A 17,600-nucleotide genomic window follows, 5' to 3' on the forward strand; every position below is an offset into this window, starting at 1 on the left:
GCCATACTGAAAGGCCGCCCGGTTTCAATCTTGATGGAAAGTTGACGGCTGCCCGGCCGCGCCGCCCGTGGCATGTGCCTTGCTATGAACTCGGTATCAGAGCCCGCGCCAACGGCGGAGCGTGCTTACGGACAAAGGCGTCGTTACCCGCACTGGCTTGCATCGCCATCTGAGGGAACGACGCTTTTTTTTGAGTGAAAAGGTAGGTGTTGATGAACGATTCGGCAGGCAACAGCCCAATGAACGACCCGCTGGCCTGGGTCAACGGCAGCGATGCGCCGGAAAAGAGCAGCCTTGACCTGGGTTTCATGGCCTTGAGCGACTGCGCCTCGATGGTGGTGGCGGCCACCCAGGGCTTCGCCCAACCCTACGGACTGACCCTGAACCTCAAGCGCCAATCGTCCTGGGCCAACCTGCGCGACAAACTGGTCAGCGGCGAACTGGACGCCGCCCACAGCCTGTACGGGCTGATTTATGCAGTGCACCTGGGCATCGGCGGCGTTGCGCCCACCGACATGGCCGTGCTGATGGGGCTCAACCAGAACGGCCAGAGCATCAACCTGTCCCATGGCTTGCAGCAACAAGGCGTGATCACTCCTGAGGCGCTCGACCGCCACGTGCACCAAAGCCGAACAAAACTGACCTTCGCCCAGACCTTTCCCACCGGCACCCATGCGATGTGGCTGTATTACTGGCTGGCGAGCCAAGGCATCCACCCGTTGCAGGATGTGGACAGCGTGGTGGTCCCGCCGCCGCAAATGGTTGCGCACCTGCAAGCCGGGCGTATCGATGGCTTCTGTGTCGGCGAACCCTGGTGCGCCAGCGCGGTGAAGCAGAACCAGGGCTTCACCCTGGCGACAACTCAAGCGATCTGGCCCGACCATCCGGAAAAGGTGCTCGGCTGCACCCAGGCATTTGTCGACCAGTACCCCAACACGGCACGCGTGCTGGTGATGGCGATTCTGGAGGCCAGCCGGTTTATCGAAGAAAGCAGCGAAAACCGCCGCTCCACCGCGCAATTGCTCAGTGGCCGCGAGTACCTCGACGCCCCACTCGACTGCATCGAGCCGCGCCTGCTGGGGGTCTATGACGATGGCCTGGGCAACCAGTGGCAGGATCCCCACGCCCTGCGCTTTTTTGCCGATGGTGAGGTGAATCTGCCTTACCTCTCCGACGGCATGTGGTTCATGACCCAGTTCCGGCGCTGGGGCCTGCTGCGCGAGGACCCCGACTACCTGGGAGTGGCCCGCCAGGTGCAGCAACTGGCGCTTTTCCGCCAAGCGGCCGAGGTGCTGGGTATTACCGACAATGGCCAGGACATGCGCAGCAGTCAGCTGATCGACGGCAAGGTCTGGGACGGCTCCGACCCCGCCAGCTACGCGCGCAGCTTCCGCCTGCATGCCCTGGCTGCCCCATCCAACCGCCATGCCTTGCGCTGACAGGGGGCTCCCGATGCTGCGAATCCTGTTGATCAACGACACCCCGCGCAAGGTCGGCCGTCTCAGGGCGGCGCTGATCGAGGCCGGTTTTGAAGTGATCGATGAGTCCGGCCTGACCATCGACCTGCCCGCGCGCGTCGAAACGGTGCGCCCGGACGTCATCCTGATCGATACCGAGTCACCGGGCCGCGACGTGATGGAGCAAGTGGTCCTGGTCAGCCGCGACCAACCCCGCCCCATCGTGATGTTTACCGACGAACATGACCCGAACGTGATGCGCCAGGCGATCAAGTCAGGCGTCAGCGCCTACATTGTCGAAGGCATCCAGGCCCAGCGCCTGCAGCCGATCCTCGACGTGGCCATGGCCCGCTTCGAAAGCGACCAGGCCTTGCGTGCCCAGCTCCAGGCGCGGGACCAGCAACTGGCCGAGCGCAAGCGTATCGAGCTGGCCAAGGGCATGTTGATGAAAATGAAGGACTGCAACGAGGAAGAGGCCTACACCCTGATGCGCCGCCAAGCCATGAGCCGTCAGCAGAAGCTGATCCAGGTGGCGGAGCAGATCATCGCCATGAGTGAGTTGCTGGGCTGATTTGGCGCAGCTCTTGCTAAGGATTCATCACAGGTAGCCAACGGCGGTTGCCCCTCCACGACAAAGACGTCGCACACCCGGTTTGCCCTCGCGAACCCGGTGGCGGCGTTTTTTCGTTTTGGCCCCGGAGACGGGGCCGGTGGGGCGGCCTTCGCCGGCTGTTCCATCACCAGGCCTTCTTACAAGACTCCCAACCGTTGAGGTGCGTGATGAAATCAAGCTTCTGGAAATCCGGGCACACCCCGACCCTGTTTGCCGCGTTCCTGTATTTCGACCTGAGCTTCATGGTCTGGTACCTGTTGGGCCCGTTGGCGGTGCAAATTGCTGCCGACCTGCACCTGACCACCCAACAGCGCGGCCTGGTGGTGGCGACGCCGATCCTCGCGGGTGCCGTGCTGCGTTTCCTGATGGGCATGCTGGCGGACAAGCTGTCGCCCAAGACCGCCGGCCTGATTGGCCAGGTGATAGTGATCTGCGCCCTGTTCGGTGCCTGGAAACTGGGAATCCACAGTTACGAGCAAGCCTTGCTGCTGGGCGTGTTCCTTGGCATGGCCGGCGCATCGTTTGCGGTTGCACTGCCGCTGGCCTCCCAATGGTACCCGGCCGAACATCAGGGCAAGGCCATGGGCATTGCCGGCGCGGGCAACTCCGGTACGGTGTTTGCTGCGTTGCTGGCGCCGGTACTGGCTGCGGCATTTGGTTGGAGCAACGTTTTCGGCTTCGCCTTGATCCCGCTGGTGCTGACCCTGATCGTGTTTGCCTGGCTCGCGCGCAATGCGCCTGAACGGCCCAAAGCCAAGTCCATGGCCGACTACTTCAAAGCCCTGGGCGACCGTGACAGCTGGTGGTTCATGTTTTTCTACAGTGTGACGTTCGGCGGCTTTATCGGCCTGGCAAGTGCCCTGCCCGGTTACTTCAATGACCAGTACGGCCTCAGCCCGGTGACTGCCGGCTACTACACCGCCGCCTGTGTGTTCGGCGGCAGCCTGATGCGCCCGTTGGGCGGCGCCCTGGCAGATCGCTTCGGCGGGATCCGTACCCTCTTGGGCATGTACAGCGTGGCGGCGATCTGCATCGCGGCGGTGGGTTTCAACTTGCCGAGTTCCTACGCGGCACTGGCCTTGTTCGTCTGCACCATGCTCGGCCTGGGTGCCGGCAATGGCGCAGTGTTCCAATTGGTGCCGCAGCGTTTCCGTCGCGAGATCGGCGTGATGACCGGCCTGATCGGCATGGCCGGTGGCATCGGCGGCTTCGCCCTGGCGGCCGGCATGGGGGCGATCAAACAAAGCACCGGCAGTTATCAGATGGCGCTTTGGCTGTTTGCCAGCCTGGGCGTGTTGGCCTGGTTCGGCCTGCATGGCGTGAAGCGCCGTTGGAGGACCACCTGGGGCTCGGCCGCCGTGACGGCTGCACGGGTCTGATGAGCCTGCAATTGAGCGTCGCCCACGCCAGTGCCATCGGCCCACGGGCGGAAAACCAGGACGCGCTGCGAGTGGTGACGCCCGTGGCCGAACTGGCAGCCAGCAAAGGCTACCTGTGCGCCATCGCCGACGGCGTGAGCCAGTGCGCCGACGGTGGCCTGGCGGCGCGCTCGACCTTGCAGGCGTTGGCCCTGGATTACTACGCCACGCCGCAGACCTGGGGCGTGGCCCAGGCCCTGGAACGTTTGCTGCTGGCCCAGAATCGCTGGTTGCAAGCCAATGGCGGCGGCCAGCCCTTGCTGACCACCTTGAGCGCCCTGGTGTTTCGCGGCCAGCGCTTTACCCTGGCGCATGTCGGCGATTGCCGGGCCTATCGCTGGCTGGATGGCGAATTGCAGCGCCTCACGGAGGATCACGTATGGGAACAGCCAGGCATGCAGCATGTGCTCAAGCGCGCCCTTGGCCTGGATCAACACTTGGTGCTGGATTTTCTCGACGGCCAGCTGCGCGAAGGCGAATGTTTCCTGCTGCTCAGTGATGGCGTGTGGGCAACGTTGGGTGATCACAGCATCCGGGCGATTCTGCGCGAACAAGCGGACTTGGAGCGGGCGGTAAACACCTTGGTGAACGCCGCACACCTGGCCGGCAGCCAGGACAATGCCAGCGCCCTGTTGGTACGCGTCGATACCCTCGGCGCGGCGACCCTCGGCGATGCCCTGGTGCAGTTGCAGCAATGGCCACTGCCACCGCCCTTGAAAGCCGGGCAACATTTTGAAGGCTGGCAGGTGGAAAGCGTCTTGGCGCAAAGCCGGCAGTCATTGCTGTACCGGGTGCGGGATGCCCAGCAGCAGCCCTGGCTGCTGAAAACCCTGCCGCTGAGCCGCGACGATGACAGCGACGCCGGCCAGGCCTTGCTGTCGGAGGAATGGTTTCTGCGCCGGGTTGCCGGGCGGGCATTTCCTGAAGTCCACTCCGGCAGCGGGCGCCAGCATTTGTACTATGTGATGCGGGAATATTCCGGCCAGACCCTGGCCGAACTGTTCCAGCATCAAGGCCCCCTGCCCCTGGCGCAATGGCAATCGATAGCCGAACGTTTGCTGCGAGCGGTGGGCATGCTGCATCGGCGGCAGATCCTGCACCGCGATATCAAGCCGGAAAACCTGCTATTGGGGGACGACGGCGAACTGCGCGTGTTGGACTTCGGCCTGGCTTACTGTCCTGGCCTGTCGGAAGACCGCGCCCATGCGCTGCCGGGCACGCCAAGCTTTATTGCACCCGAGGCATTCAGTGGCGACCGCCCTACGGCCCAGCAGGATTTATACAGTGTTGGCGTCTGCCTGTATTACCTGCTGACCGGGCACTACCCCTACGGCGAAATCGAAGCCTTCCAACGGCCACGGTTTACCCACCCGGTAAGCGCCAGTCGCTACCGCCCCGACCTGCCGGATTGGCTGCCTCTCAGCCTGGAACGTGCCGTAGCTGCTCAGCCAGCCCACCGTTATGAAACCGCCGAAGAGTGGCTGCGCGTGCTCGAACAAGCGGATCGCCAGGAACTGAGCATACGCCCCAGGCCCTTGCTGGAGCGTGAACCCCTCAAGGTCTGGCGCACTTTGGCACTGCTGTCGATGCTGATCAACCTGGTGCTGTTGTACTCACTTTTTCACCGCTGACGTCATCCCTGGACGAGGAACACCTTATGAATGCAAAAGTCTGGCTGGTAGGCGCAGGCCCCGGCGACCCGGAACTGTTGACCCTCAAGGCCGTGCGGGCCCTGCGCGAAGCCGATGTGGTACTGATCGATGACTTGGTCAACCCGGCGGTGCTGGAGCACGGTGTCGGAGCGCGGGTGATTACCGTGGGCAAACGCGGTGGCTGCCGATCGACCCCGCAGGCATTTATCCATCGCCTGATGTTGCGCTATGTGCGCCAGGGCAAATGCGTGGTGCGGCTCAAAGGCGGTGACCCGTGCATTTTCGGGCGCGGCGGTGAAGAAGCCCTGTGGCTGCGTGATCGGGGCGTCGAGGTCGAATTGGTCAACGGAATCACGGCGGGCCTGGCGGGCGCGACGAATTGCGCGGTGCCGTTGACGTTGCGTGGGGTGAGTCGTGGCGTGACCTTGGTCACGGCGCATACCCAGGACGACAGCCGCCTGAATTGGCGGGCCCTGGCGGAGGGCGGGACTACGTTGGTGGTGTACATGGGCGTGGCGAAGCTGGAGGAGATCCGCCAGCAATTGCTGGACGGTGGGATGGCGGCGGATATGCCGGTGGCGATGATCGAAAACGCATCGCTGCCCCAGCAACGCGAATGTCGCAGCGAGCTGGCACGTATGCATGAGGATGCACAGGCATTTGCCTTGAAGAGCCCGGCAATCCTGGTGATCGGCCGTGTCGCCGGCAGCGAACAGGCCGCATACCTCGCAGCAGCCAGTGCCTGAGGCAAATTCCAGGCGAAAAAAAGCCCGGCCTAAGCCGGGCTTTTTTCTACCACTCAGTAATTACTGAGCTTGAGCTTCTACCGACGCTTCTACGCGACGGTTAACAGCACGACCAGCTTCAGTTGCGTTGTCAGCAACTGGGCGGGATTCGCCGTAACCTACTGCGGTGATGCGGCTAGGAGCAACGCCGTCTTTAACCAGGACTTGCTTAACAGCGTCAGCACGACGCTGGGACAGCTTCTGGTTGTAAGCGTCTGGACCGACGGAGTCAGTGTGACCAGCAACTTCTACGTTGGTAGCTGGGTACTGAGCCATGAAGTCGGCCAGGTTTTTCACGTCGCCGTAGCTGTTAGGCTTAACAACCGACTTGTCGAAGTCGAACTTAACGTCCAGCTCAACACGAACAACCTGAGCAACTGGAGCTTCTGGCTCTGGAGTTGGCTCTGGAGCTGGTGCTGGGGTAGGAGCTGGAGCAACTGCGCCAGCGTTACCGCCGAAGTTCACGCCCAGGCCGACCAGTGCGGAGTAGTCCCACTTGCCGTTGTCCAGACCGTAGTCAGCTTCAACACCGGCACGAGCGTACAGGTTGTTGGTGAAGTAGTACTTCACGCCAGTACCAACGGTAGCGAAGGTAGTCTGGTCGCGACCGCTGTGGCCGTCAGCCTGAACGTTGGTACGGCTCTGGTGACCGAAACCGCCTTCTACGTATGGACGCAGGCTGTCTACGCCAGCTTGACCGAAGTGATACTGGGCAACCAGGCTGCCGGTATCGCCTTTGATCTTCTGGTTACCAGTACCGTCGTTCGAACGGGTGTGGTTGGTCTTGTCGTAGGACAGGTTCAAGGACAGGTCGTCGGTCAGGAAGTAACCGATGCGAGCGCCAGGATTGAAGCCGTCTTCGATGTGCTTGACGCTATCGTTGTACTGCTTCTTGTAGAACAGCTCGCCTTCAACTGCGCCTTGGCCTTGTGCCAGAACGCCGAAAGAAGTAGCGGCAATAAGAGAACCAATGGCCAAGCCCAAGGTGTTTTTCAGTTTCATCCGTTAAATCCCCATCTGGTGATTGTAAAGCAGTCCCACAAACCGGGGGACAACTCGGCGACAAGTCTAACAGAACTTGCCTACACGTAAGAGATATTTGCCACGCACTAAGTTTCAGTCTCGCCCGCAAATTTCTCACGTAATTTATCAAGAGCACGTTTGTAACGCATTTTTGTAGCACTCAAACCCATGTGCATGATGTCAGCGATCTCCTGAAATTCCAGCTCTGCGACAAATCGTAGCACCAGAATTTCCCGGTCAATCGGGTTCACATACACCAACCAGCGATCAAGTCCGCCCTTCTCCTCGGGTGCCGGCGCCTTTTCTTCAGACGCCTCCTCAAGGGGGTCAAGACTCAACGCGTCCATCAAGCGACGCTTTCGCCGTTCCTTCCGATACTGCGTGATGCACTCGTTGTACGTGATGCTGTACAGCCACGTCTTGAACTTCGATTTGCCCTCGAAGTTCTTCAGGCCGTACAGCACCTTGAGCATCACTTCCTGACAGACATCATCCGCATCTCTATCGTTCCCTAAATACCTTGAACAAACGTTGAACAAAGTGCGTTGATATCTGCGCATCAATTCTTCGTACGCGCGTGTTACGTGAAACAGCTCCGTGTGCGAGCGCGCGACCAACTCCTCATCAGAGAGCTCACGGGGGTCATAGCGCGTGGACAGCGTTTGGGCTTTATTCAAAACAAGTCGTGCCGACAGTCAGGTCAATGTCCGCCACAACCCGGTCAGCCGGGCCAGCGGCGGCGTACATTAGCAGGGTTTGCCGGTTTAGCGGCTACTGACCTGCTGCTCCAGGAGAATCCGATTGGACAGCGACACCAGGTCGCCGTCATCGGTCAGCACCGTCGTCTTGACGGTACCGATCTCCTCGATTTGCCCTTCGACCTCGCCCACACGCACCTGTTGCCCAACCTGATACAACTCACGCACGTAGATTCCCGCAAGAATCTGACCGGCAATTTCCCGGCTTCCCAAGCCCATGGCCAGCGCAACGGCCAGACCAACGGTAATCAAAACGATCACAATCACATGGTTGAGCAGGTCAGTCTTGACCTCCAACTGGCTGATCGCGACCGAAATACTAATGATGATCACCAGGCCCTGGGCAATTCGTCCCAGGCCGGCAGCATAGTCCAGCCCCACGCCTTCGGCGGCGCCGCGTACCAGCCCATTGGCCAGTTGCGCCAGCAAAACGCCTACCAGCAGTACCAGCGCGCCGCCGAAAACCTTCGGCAAATACAGCGCCAGCATGTCGAGCGTAGCTGAAACTCGCTCAAGTCCAAGGGATTGAGCCGCAGAAACCAGAAAAATCAGCAAAACAAACCAATAAACGATCTTGCCGATCAATGTCGAGATCGGTACTTGCAGGCCTGCACGCCCCAGCAGCTTGGTCAGGCCGGTGCCTGCCATCAGGCGATCGAGGCCCAGTTTTGCGAGCAATTTGGACAGCAGGGTGTCGAGCAGCTTGGCCACGACAAAGCCCAGCAACACCAGTACCAGGGCACCAAACAGGTTGGGAATGAAATTCGCCACCTTGGTCCACAATGCGGTCATCGCAGTGACCAGGCTCTGGGTCCAGAGATCAAGTTCCATATTCAATCAGCCTTATCAGCAGTGCGAGCAAGAGGTTTACGACGGGAAACGGGCGATACATGGGCCGAACCGTTGTTCAGGGCCATCATCAGCGCCGGTACCCAGCGGCCGAGCAGACCGAACAGGTCTCCCGCACCGACCTGGCGGTTGGCGGTTTTCAACACGCGGCCCAGGCAGGCATCGTCGTCGCGGTTGGACGGCGAGGCATTGAGCATGTCACGCAAAGACTGTTCGAACGGATCGTGCATAAAGACCTCTCGCAAGTGATTTAAAAGACGAGGGTAAATTTCTTGGGGTCACATAAGACCTTTCCTACGTTCAGGTCATATTCAGCTCAAACCCAGCGCAATCGTCGAAAAAGCCACCATTGTCCCAGCGCCACCGAGACCATCAACAGGCACGCAATCATGAATCCATAAGGGCTGGCAGAGAACGGAATCCCACCCACATTGATACCCAGCAGGCCGGTGAGAAAACTCATCGGCAGGAAGATCCCGGTGATGATCCCGAAGCGGTACATGGTGCGGTTCATGCGCACGCTCAAGCGCCGGTCTTCGGCCTCAAGCACAAGCCCCACGCGCTCTCGAGTCAATTCGAGCTCTTCCAGATAGCGGGTCAGGCTGTTGTTCAATTCGTTCCAATAGTCGGCATCGTCATCACAGAACCACGGCAGTTTGATCCGCGTAAGCTGGGCAAAAATATCCCGCTGCGGGGCGAGGAAACGTTTCAGCCCGGCCGCTCGCCGACGGATCTGCAAGACGCTGCCATGTTCCGGAGTATACCGTTCGTCGGTATCGAGTTTTTCTTCCTCTGTATCGACGATTTCAGACAGGTCACTGACCAGATCCTGCACTTTATTGGTCAGGTACTGAGCCATATAAAGGATGAGTTCGGAGGCGGTCTTCGGCCCCTTGCCATCCGCCAGCTGTACCAGCAATTCATCGGTGGCGCGCAACGGACGCAGGCGCAGGGAAATCACCCGGCTTGCTGCGGCGAAGATACGCACGGACACCATGTCTTCCGGTTCAGCCCCCGGGTTGAGGTTGACGCCGCGCAGGAACAACAGCAATTCCGCGTCAGGCAGTGGCAACAGGCGCGGGCGGGTGTTTTCCTCCAGCAGCAGGTCACAGGCGAATTCGCTCAAGCCGCTGGATTTGCGCAGCCAGGTCTGTGTCTGCGGGTGGCTGCGATCCCAGTGCAGCCACAGGCTTTCCTGGGGCTGCAGTTGCAAGTCGTCGAGCTCTGTCCGGGCAATCGAACGCGCACCGCCTTTACCGTCCAGCACCAGGGCATGCACCAGCCCCCATTGCGCGTTTTCTTCCTCGAACATCCTCACCCCGTCGGTTACAGCAGTTTATTCAGGCATTTTCAGCGGGCTGGGCGACACAATCACGCCGTTATTGTCGGCGTAGATGTACTCACCCGGGCGGAACGTCACGCCTGCAAACGTGACCACTACGTTCAGATCGCCGATTCCACGCTTGTCGGTCTTCATCGGGTGACTGGCCAAGGCCTGCACGCCAAGGTCGGTCTGGGCGATGACGTCCACATCACGAATGCAGCCGTAGATCACCAGCCCTTCCCAGCCGTTTTTCGCGGCTTTCTCGGCGATCATGTCGCCCAGCAACGCGCGGCGCAGGGAACCCCCACCGTCGACCACCAGCACCTTGCCAGCGCCAGGCTGGTCGGCCTGTTCCTTGACCAGCGAGTTATCTTCGAAGCATTTGATGGTGACAATCTCACCGCCGAAGGAATCTCGGCCGCCGAAGTTGCTGAACATCGGTTCGAGCACCTGCACCAGGTCCGGGTAGGCGTCGCACAGGTCGGGGGTCACGTAATGGTTCATTGAAAAATTCCTTTCTGTCAAAGAAGTGTCTTTCGAAAGAAGCGCCAGCCCAGGCAGGTGCGAAACATCCCATCCGCTTCGCCGCAACGCAATAGCCACTGCGCGACTGAATATGACCAGAAGCGTTTAACGCGTCATATCTTAGCCGCAACCACACACGAGTGAAACGCCCTTGGCAGAGCACTGCCTCAAACCGTGGCCAACACCTCGGCCTGTGCGCCGAACAGCGGTGTGAGCGGGTCTTTCAGCCATTGCGCCACCAGCGGCCACACTTCGGCCTGGGCGGCTTTGCTGACGAGCATTTCAACGTGCCCGAAATCCTCGGTAAAACCTTGCTGGCGGCCGAGGCACAGGTATTGACGGTGCTCGGAACCGACCTGTTCGAACAGCTTGCGACACGCCCAATCGGGGTCCTGATGGTCGCCGGCAGCACTGACCGCCAACAACGGCACATCAACGCTTGCCAAGCCTTTCCACCAGTCGTTTTTCCCTTCGCCAAAACGGCCAAACAGGCCATTCCAGCGCATGGCTTCGATCAACACGCCCGCAGGCTCGTCTTCCGGGCCACGCTTGAACCGCGAGCCGGATAATTCGCCGAAGCGCTTCAGGAGCAAGCGGCCCGTCCATTCCACCGGCGGTACTTTCAACGGCCAGTGGGTGCGACTGACCTGGCAGCCAAACAGGGCCACCGACGCCACTGCAGGCGCGCCAAGGTGCTGCCCGCCCAGTGCCGCAGCCAGGCTCGTGCCGCCCAGGGAATGGCCGATCCAGTGGGGAATCTGCGCGCTTTGCTCACGCACAAATGCGCCAATGGCCGGCAAGTCATAGCGCGCATAGTCGGCGACGCGATTGCGGGTGTAGTCATGATTGCGCTTGGACAACCCATGGCCACGCATTTCCGGGATCCACACATCAAACCCCTGGCGCGCCAGGTAGGCACCCAGGCCGATCCCTTTGGGCGAATACCAGAAGCGCCGATTGGAAAAACTGCCGTGCAACAAAATAACCGGTATGCCCCGGTTTTCCGGGACATCGGCCAGGCCCAAGCGGGTAACGGCCAGTTCGACGGTGCCGTCAGGGCTGTTACCGGGCTTGAGGCGGTACACGTCTTCACTCAGGTCGCCACGACGTTCAGCGCTGATCAGGGCGACGGGAAACAGGTTGCTGCTGCTTTGCATAATGCTCTTGCACAAAAAAGGGCGGCGTCCGGAAGGAGTTCCGCCCTGCACAGATAAGAATGCCGGTCACCCTCGACAGGTGACCGGCACTTTTGACGTCACGATCTTAGGCGGACGCTTGGCCTTCCGCCAGGAAGAACCATGTTTCCAGCACGGAATCGGGGTTCAGCGAGACGCTTTCGATGCCCTGTTCCATCAGCCATTTGGCCAGGTCTGGGTGGTCGGAAGGGCCTTGGCCGCAGATACCGATGTACTTGCCGGCCTTGTTACAGGCCTGGATGGCGTTGGCCAGCAGCTTCTTGACCGCTGGGTTACGCTCGTCGAACAGGTGCGCGATGATCCCGGAGTCGCGGTCCAGGCCCAGGGTGAGCTGGGTCAGGTCGTTGGAGCCGATGGAGAAACCGTCGAAGAATTCCAGGAACTCTTCCGCGAGGATGGCGTTGGACGGCAGTTCGCACATCATGATGACGCGCAGGCCGTTGTCGCCACGGGACAGGCCGTTTTCAGCCAGCAGGTCGACCACTTGGCTTGCCTCGCCCAGGGTGCGCACGAACGGCACCATGATCTCGACGTTGGTCAGGCCCATCTCGTTGCGCACGCGCTTGAGGGCGCGGCATTCAAGCTCAAAGCAGTCACGGAACGCTTCGCTGATGTAACGCGAGGCGCCACGGAAGCCCAGCATCGGGTTTTCTTCTTCCGGCTCGTAGAGCTTGCCGCCGATCAGGTTGGCGTATTCGTTGGACTTGAAGTCCGACAGGCGCACGATGACCTTTTTCGGGTAGAACGCCGCCGCCAGGGTGCTGATGCCTTCCACCAGCTTCTCGACGTAGAAGCCCACCGGGTCGTTGTAGCCGGCGATACGCTTGTCGACGCTTTCCTTGATGTCCAGCGGCAGGCCGTCGTAGTTCAACAGGGCCTTGGGGTGCACGCCGATCATGCGGTTGATGATGAACTCCAGGCGGGCCAGGCCCACACCGGCATTCGGCAACTGCGCGAAGTCGAAGGCACGGTCCGGGTTGCCGACGTTCATCATGATCTTGAACGGCAGGTCCGGCATGGCATCGATGGAGTTTTGCTTGATGTCGAAGCCCAGCTCGCCTTCAAAGATGAAGCCGGTGTCGCCTTCGGCGCAGGAAACAGTGACGCCTTGGCCGTCTTTCAACAGCTGGGTCGCGTTGCCGCAGCCCACGACTGCAGGGATGCCCAGTTCACGGGCGATGATCGCCGCGTGGCAGGTACGCCCGCCACGGTTGGTGACGATGGCGCTGGCGCGTTTCATCACCGGTTCCCAGTCCGGGTCGGTCATGTCGGAGACCAGAACGTCGCCTGGCTGGACTTTGTCCATCTCGGACACGTCCTTGATGATCCGCACCTTGCCTGCGCCGATGCGCTGGCCAATGGCACGGCCTTCCACCAACACCGTACCGGTTTCTTTGAGCAGGTAGCGTTCCATGACGTTGGCCGAAGTGCGGCTCTTCACGGTTTCCGGACGCGCCTGCACGATGTAGAGCTTGCCGTCGTCACCGTCCTTGGCCCATTCGATGTCCATCGGGCACTTGTAGTGCTTTTCGATGATCATCGCTTGCTTGGCCAACTCGCTGACTTCGGCGTCGGTCAGGCAGAAACGCGCGCGCTCGGCCTTGTCGACTTCAACGGTTTTAACCGAGCGACCGGCCTTGGCCTCGTCGCCGTAGATCATCTTGATAGCCTTGCTGCCCAGGTTGCGGCGCAAAATGGCCGGGCGACCGGCTTCAAGGGTGTGCTTGTGCACGTAGAATTCGTCGGGGTTGACCGCACCTTGTACGACGGTTTCACCCAGGCCGTAGGCGCCGGTGATAAACACCACGTCACGGAAGCCCGATTCGGTATCGAGGGTGAACATCACGCCGGCGGTGCCGGTTTCCGAACGCACCATGCGCTGCACGCCGGCAGACAGGGCCACCAGCTTGTGGTCAAAACCCTGGTGCACACGGTAGGAAATCGCACGGTCGTTAAACAGCGAGGCAAACACTTCCTTGGCCGCGCGGATCACGTTTTCCACGCCGCGGATGTTCAGGAAGGTTTCTTGCTGGCCGGCGAAGGAGGCATCCGGCAAGTCTTCGGCAGTGGCCGAAGAGCGCACGGCAACGGCCATGTCCGGATTGCCGGCCGACAGGGTGGCGAAGGCGGTACGGATTTCTTCGTTGAGCTTCTCGGGGAACTCGGCCTCCATGATCCATTGGCGGATCTGGGCACCGGTCTTGGCCAGGGCATTGACGTCATCGACGTCCAGGGCGTCCAGCGCGGCGTGGATCTGAGCGTTGAGGCCGCTCAGTTCGAGGAAATCGCGGTAAGCCTGGGCCGTGGTGGCGAAACCACCGGGCACCGACACACCAGCGCCTGCAAGATTACTGATCATCTCGCCGAGGGATGCGTTCTTGCCCCCCACGTGCTCTACATCATGGACGCCGAGCTTATCGAGGGAAACTACGTACTCTACCAAGGTGATCTCTCCACTTTCTGTGTTGGAAAAGCTCAGGACGCCGGCTGCTCAGTAGGAGCGTTCGCCAGCGCTTGTGGCCTGGACCTGGAAAATAAGTGAGAATGCGGCCCACTGCGGGACGGCAAAATCGCGCCTATCATATCCAAGATTCGCCATCAGCTTAAGGCCCAGGGCTCAAATGAAACGATCTGCTTTCTTTATCTCCGACGGCACCGGCATCACAGCCGAAACACTGGGTCAAAGCCTGCTCGCGCAGTTCGAAAACATTACCTTCGCCAAATTCACGCGGCCCTATATCGACAGCGTGGATAAAGCGCGGGCCATGGTACAACAAATCAATCTGGCGGCTGAAAAAGACGGTTTTCGACCGATCATTTTCGACACCATCGTCAATCAAGACATCCGTGAGATTCTCGCAACGTCGAATGGTTTCATGATCGACATTTTCTCGACCTTCCTGGCGCCGCTGGAGCAGGAGTTGAGTGAACACTCGTCTTATTCGGTCGGAAAGTCCCATTCCATTGGGCACAACTCCAATTATATGGAGCGTATCGAGGCGGTGAACTTTGCCCTCGACAACGACGACGGCGCCCGCACCCACTACTACGACAAGGCCGACTTGATCCTGGTCGGCGTGTCGCGCTGCGGCAAAACGCCCACCTGTCTGTACATGGCCATGCAATTCGGTATCCGCGCCGCCAACTACCCGTTGACCGAGGACGACATGGAGCACCTGACGCTCCCGGCCGCCCTGCGCGCGCATTCGCACAAGTTGTTCGGCCTGACCATCGATCCGGACCGGCTGACGGCGATCCGCAATGAGCGCAAGCCCAACAGCCGCTATTCGAGCTATGCCCAGTGCGAGTTCGAAGTGCGTGAGGTAGAAAATCTGTTCCGTCGCGAGAATATTGCGCACATCAATTCCACGCATTTTTCGGTGGAAGAGATTTCGGCGAAGATTCTGGTGGAGAAAGGCGTGGAGCGACGCTTCAAATAATGTTGTCGCCTATTACTTTGTGGTGAGCGAGCTTGCCTCGCGCGGGGCAAGCCCGCTCACCACAAGGATCAAGGCCTACAACTGAAACCTCCCTCCCCCCTGCCCCAACGCCGTCGCCAGCGCATCAAACCCCGCCCGCAACAACTGATCATCCCCCGAGGTGTTGCAGATGCTCGCCCGAATAAACTGCGGCACTGCCGTCTGCCCCACGGCAAAGGCTTCAGCAGTGGCGATCAGGTAATTATTCTGCTTGAGCTCCGCCTCGATTTCCGACGCACGCCACGGCTCCGGCACTTCAATCCAGAAATGCGGACTATTGAGATGGGTGCGGTACTCCAACCCTGTCAGCAGGTCGCGCACCAGGGCCTTGCGTCGACTGATCTCATTGATCTGCTGGCGCAGCAGGTATTCCGCCGTGCCGTTTTCGATCCACTGGGTGGCCAGCTCAAGGGTGACGGGCGTGGCCATCCAGCAGGTCGAACGCAGGGCCGCCGAAATACGGCTGACCAACGCCGGCGGCGCATGCACATAGCCCACGCGCAGCCCGGCGGACACCGCCTTGCTCAGGCTGCTGATCAGAATCGTACGCTCAGGGGCGAAATGGCTGAGGGGCGGCGGCCGGTCTTCCACCAATACACCGTGGGCTTCATCCTCAAGAATCAGCAGGTTGTGTTCGCGACACACTTTGGCCAGTGCTTCGCGACGCGCCACCGAGAGCACGGCGGTAGTGGGGTTCTGGATGGTCGGCGTGCAGTACAGCGCTGAAATTCGGTGATTACGACAGACTTCGTCCAGCGCGCTCGGCAGCACGCCCTCCTCGTCCATCTCCAGGCCGATCAGGCGGATGCCCAACATGCGCGCGGCCGTTATCAGGCCAGGGTAAGTCAGTTGCTCAGTGACCACCGTATCGCCCGCCCGTAACAGCGCCATCATCGCGCACAGCAAGCCATGCTGGCCGCCATTGACGCAAATGACCTGCTCGGGAATCGGATGAAAATCGCGCTGCACCAGCCATTGCGCGCCCGCTTCACGGTAGCGCGGCAGACCGGCGTCCGGAGTGTAGGCACTGATGTCCTGGAGGAACTTGGCGTTGGTCGACAGGGTTTGGAAGCTCTGGGCCAGAAATACTGTTTCCTGCCCCGGGATGTGCATGTTTCGGCTCATGTCGAAGTACTGGCGCGGCTCTTCGCTGAAGTTGCGAAACCCTTCATCGCGCTGGCGCTCCATCCCACGCTTGCGCACGAAAGTGCCGTCACCGACCCGCGCCACAACCAACCCCAGGCGTTCCAGTTCGCCGTAGGCTCGACTGATGGTGCCAATCGTCACACCCAGGTTGTCGGAAAGCACCCGATGAGGCGGCAGTTTTCTTCCCGGTTCAATCAAGCCTTCGAGGATGCCCCGTTCCATGACATCGGACAGGCGCTTGTACTTCACGCCCTGCCCGTTGGACAACCCCTCACGCATAATTGACACCATGTCAATATTTGTTTTGACAGCCATCTTTCGCCCTAATAGTGTGCTTTTACGGGTTCAATCGCCGAATTTTACAACTCATTACAAGCTCAATATAGAGTTCAATTCCGGCTCAGGGAAGCAATAAACGATGCCAATGTCCGCCGTTCTCGAAAATACCGCTAAGACAAAAACCCAAAAACAGTGGCTGGCCGGGCTGATCACCAGTGTGATGTTCCTGATCGTGTGCCTGAGTTGGGGCACCACGTGGCTGGGGATCAAGATTGCCGTGGAGAGCGTGCCGCCATTGACGTCCGCCGGCCTGCGCTTCCTCATCGCCTTCCCGCTGTTCCTGTGTTTTGCCATGGTGCGCCGCGAGCCGATCCTGTTTCCCCGCGAGAGCCGCTGGTTCTTCGTGTTCGTCACCCTCTCCTACTTCAGCGTGCCCTACTACCTGCTCAACTATGGCGAGATGCATGTCTCGTCCGGCCTGACCGCGCTGCTGTTCAGCTGTATGCCGGTATTCATCCTGATTTTCTCCGCGCTGTTCCTGCGCGAACGCATCTACTTTTCCCAAGTGGTTGGCATCGGTATCGGCTTCGGCAGCCTCTACATGATCATCAGGAGCCAGGGCCTGCACCTGGACCACGCCGAGTTCTTCGGGGTGCTGGCGATTCTGACCGCCGCGATCATGCATGCCTTGTGCTATGTCATTACCAAGCAGAAAGGCAGCGCCATCAGTGTGATCACCTACAACACCCTGCCCATCGGCATTGCCGGGCTGATGCTGTTCGTCGCCGGGCTGTGGTTTGAAGCGCCAACCTTCGACGCCATCACCCTGCGCTCCTGGGGCGCACTGTTCTACCTGGGGCTGGTGGCCTCAGTGGGCGGGTTCATCGTGTACTTCATGCTGCTCAAGCGCTTGAGCCCGATCATCCTGTCATTCGTGTTCATCATCTTCCCGGTGTTCGCGGTGATCATTGGCGCCTGGTACGAAGGCGTATCGATTTCCCGCGACCTGATGCTGTACTCGGCCATCCTGCTGGCCGGCTTTGCGATCACCAAGTTGCCGGTTGAAAAACTCCTGGCCAAGAAAAATTGACCTCTT

16 protein-coding genes are annotated in these 17,600 nt (G+C 60.2%); 7 read left to right on the plus strand and 9 right to left on the minus strand.

Going from position 1 to position 17,600, the window contains the following annotated elements:
• Positions 1-212 precede the first annotated feature (212 nt).
• The 5 genes from KHP07_RS13015 to cobA all read left to right on the plus strand — a co-directional run bounded on the left by KHP07_RS13015 (position 213) and on the right by cobA (position 5,886).
• Positions 213-1,439 carry a CmpA/NrtA family ABC transporter substrate-binding protein gene (locus KHP07_RS13015; RefSeq protein WP_250883567.1) on the plus strand — a complete coding sequence of 409 codons (1,227 nt, stop codon included), beginning with the start codon at positions 213-215 and terminating at the stop codon, positions 1,437-1,439.
• Between the two features lie 13 nt (positions 1,440-1,452).
• A complete protein-coding gene (locus tag KHP07_RS13020) occupies positions 1,453-2,028 on the plus strand; it encodes an ANTAR domain-containing response regulator (RefSeq protein WP_015885342.1) in 576 nt (191 codons plus the stop codon).
• A 209-nt stretch (positions 2,029-2,237) separates the two neighbouring features.
• Positions 2,238-3,449 carry a nitrate/nitrite transporter gene (locus KHP07_RS13025; RefSeq protein WP_034108223.1) on the plus strand — a complete coding sequence of 404 codons (1,212 nt, stop codon included), beginning with the start codon at positions 2,238-2,240 and terminating at the stop codon, positions 3,447-3,449.
• Positions 3,449-5,119, plus strand: a complete 1,671-nt coding sequence (locus tag KHP07_RS13030; RefSeq protein ID WP_099493707.1) for a bifunctional protein-serine/threonine kinase/phosphatase — start codon at positions 3,449-3,451, stop codon at positions 5,117-5,119. Before KHP07_RS13025 ends, KHP07_RS13030 begins: the two co-directional genes overlap by 1 nt.
• Positions 5,120-5,145: 26 nt before the next feature.
• The gene (gene cobA, locus KHP07_RS13035; protein ID WP_078049747.1) at positions 5,146-5,886 is read left to right on the plus strand and encodes a uroporphyrinogen-III C-methyltransferase; all 741 of its coding nucleotides are present in this window, start codon (positions 5,146-5,148) and stop codon (positions 5,884-5,886) included.
• 60 nt (positions 5,887-5,946) lie between these two features.
• On the opposite strand, the gene KHP07_RS13040 is transcribed toward cobA, so the two are convergent.
• The 8 genes from KHP07_RS13040 to ppsA all read right to left on the minus strand — a co-directional run bounded on the left by KHP07_RS13040 (position 5,947) and on the right by ppsA (position 14,043).
• On the minus strand, positions 5,947-6,927 hold the full coding sequence (locus KHP07_RS13040; RefSeq protein ID WP_010208496.1) for an OmpA family protein: 981 nt from the start codon (positions 6,925-6,927) through the stop codon (positions 5,947-5,949).
• Between the two features lie 107 nt (positions 6,928-7,034).
• A complete protein-coding gene (gene sigX, locus KHP07_RS13045) occupies positions 7,035-7,625 on the minus strand; it encodes an RNA polymerase sigma factor SigX (protein WP_010208495.1) in 591 nt (196 codons plus the stop codon).
• 87 nt (positions 7,626-7,712) lie between these two features.
• Positions 7,713-8,537, minus strand: a complete 825-nt coding sequence (locus tag KHP07_RS13050) for a mechanosensitive ion channel family protein (RefSeq protein ID WP_003175519.1) — start codon at positions 8,535-8,537, stop codon at positions 7,713-7,715.
• Positions 8,538-8,539: 2 nt separating this feature from the next.
• Entirely contained in the window at positions 8,540-8,785 is a 246-nt protein-coding gene (locus KHP07_RS13055; protein ID WP_025854229.1) for a hypothetical protein, read from the minus strand.
• A gap of 86 nt (positions 8,786-8,871) precedes the next feature.
• Entirely contained in the window at positions 8,872-9,867 is a 996-nt protein-coding gene (cmaX, locus tag KHP07_RS13060) for a divalent cation transporter CmaX (RefSeq protein ID WP_078049748.1), read from the minus strand.
• A gap of 24 nt (positions 9,868-9,891) precedes the next feature.
• Positions 9,892-10,383: a ribonuclease E activity regulator RraA gene (gene rraA / locus KHP07_RS13065; RefSeq protein ID WP_010208490.1), complete on the minus strand. Its 492-nt coding sequence runs from the start codon at positions 10,381-10,383 to the stop codon at positions 9,892-9,894.
• Positions 10,384-10,571: 188 nt separating this feature from the next.
• A complete protein-coding gene (locus KHP07_RS13070; protein ID WP_099493609.1) occupies positions 10,572-11,561 on the minus strand; it encodes an alpha/beta fold hydrolase in 990 nt (329 codons plus the stop codon).
• A 106-nt stretch (positions 11,562-11,667) separates the two neighbouring features.
• Positions 11,668-14,043 carry a phosphoenolpyruvate synthase gene (gene ppsA / locus KHP07_RS13075; protein WP_078049750.1) on the minus strand — a complete coding sequence of 792 codons (2,376 nt, stop codon included), beginning with the start codon at positions 14,041-14,043 and terminating at the stop codon, positions 11,668-11,670.
• 178 nt (positions 14,044-14,221) lie between these two features.
• On the opposite strand from ppsA, the gene ppsR reads away from it, so the two are divergent.
• Positions 14,222-15,040, plus strand: coding sequence for a posphoenolpyruvate synthetase regulatory kinase/phosphorylase PpsR (gene ppsR / locus KHP07_RS13080; RefSeq protein WP_003193298.1), 819 nt, complete (start codon positions 14,222-14,224; stop codon positions 15,038-15,040).
• 75 nt (positions 15,041-15,115) lie between these two features.
• Here ppsR and KHP07_RS13085 read toward each other — a convergent pair whose 3' ends face one another.
• Complete coding sequence (locus KHP07_RS13085; RefSeq protein ID WP_078049751.1) at positions 15,116-16,540, minus strand: aminotransferase-like domain-containing protein; 1,425 nt, start codon at positions 16,538-16,540, stop codon at positions 15,116-15,118.
• Positions 16,541-16,700: 160 nt separating this feature from the next.
• Here KHP07_RS13085 and KHP07_RS13090 point away from each other — a divergent pair, with 160 nt between their 5' ends.
• Positions 16,701-17,594 (plus strand): DMT family transporter, encoded by an 894-nt coding sequence (locus KHP07_RS13090; RefSeq protein ID WP_164673174.1) that lies wholly within the window; start codon positions 16,701-16,703, stop codon positions 17,592-17,594.
• Positions 17,595-17,600: the final 6 nt, after the last annotated feature.

Source organism: Pseudomonas sp. VS40 (assembly GCF_018587885.1).
Taxonomy (GTDB): Bacteria; Pseudomonadota; Gammaproteobacteria; order Pseudomonadales; family Pseudomonadaceae; genus Aquipseudomonas; species Aquipseudomonas pergaminensis.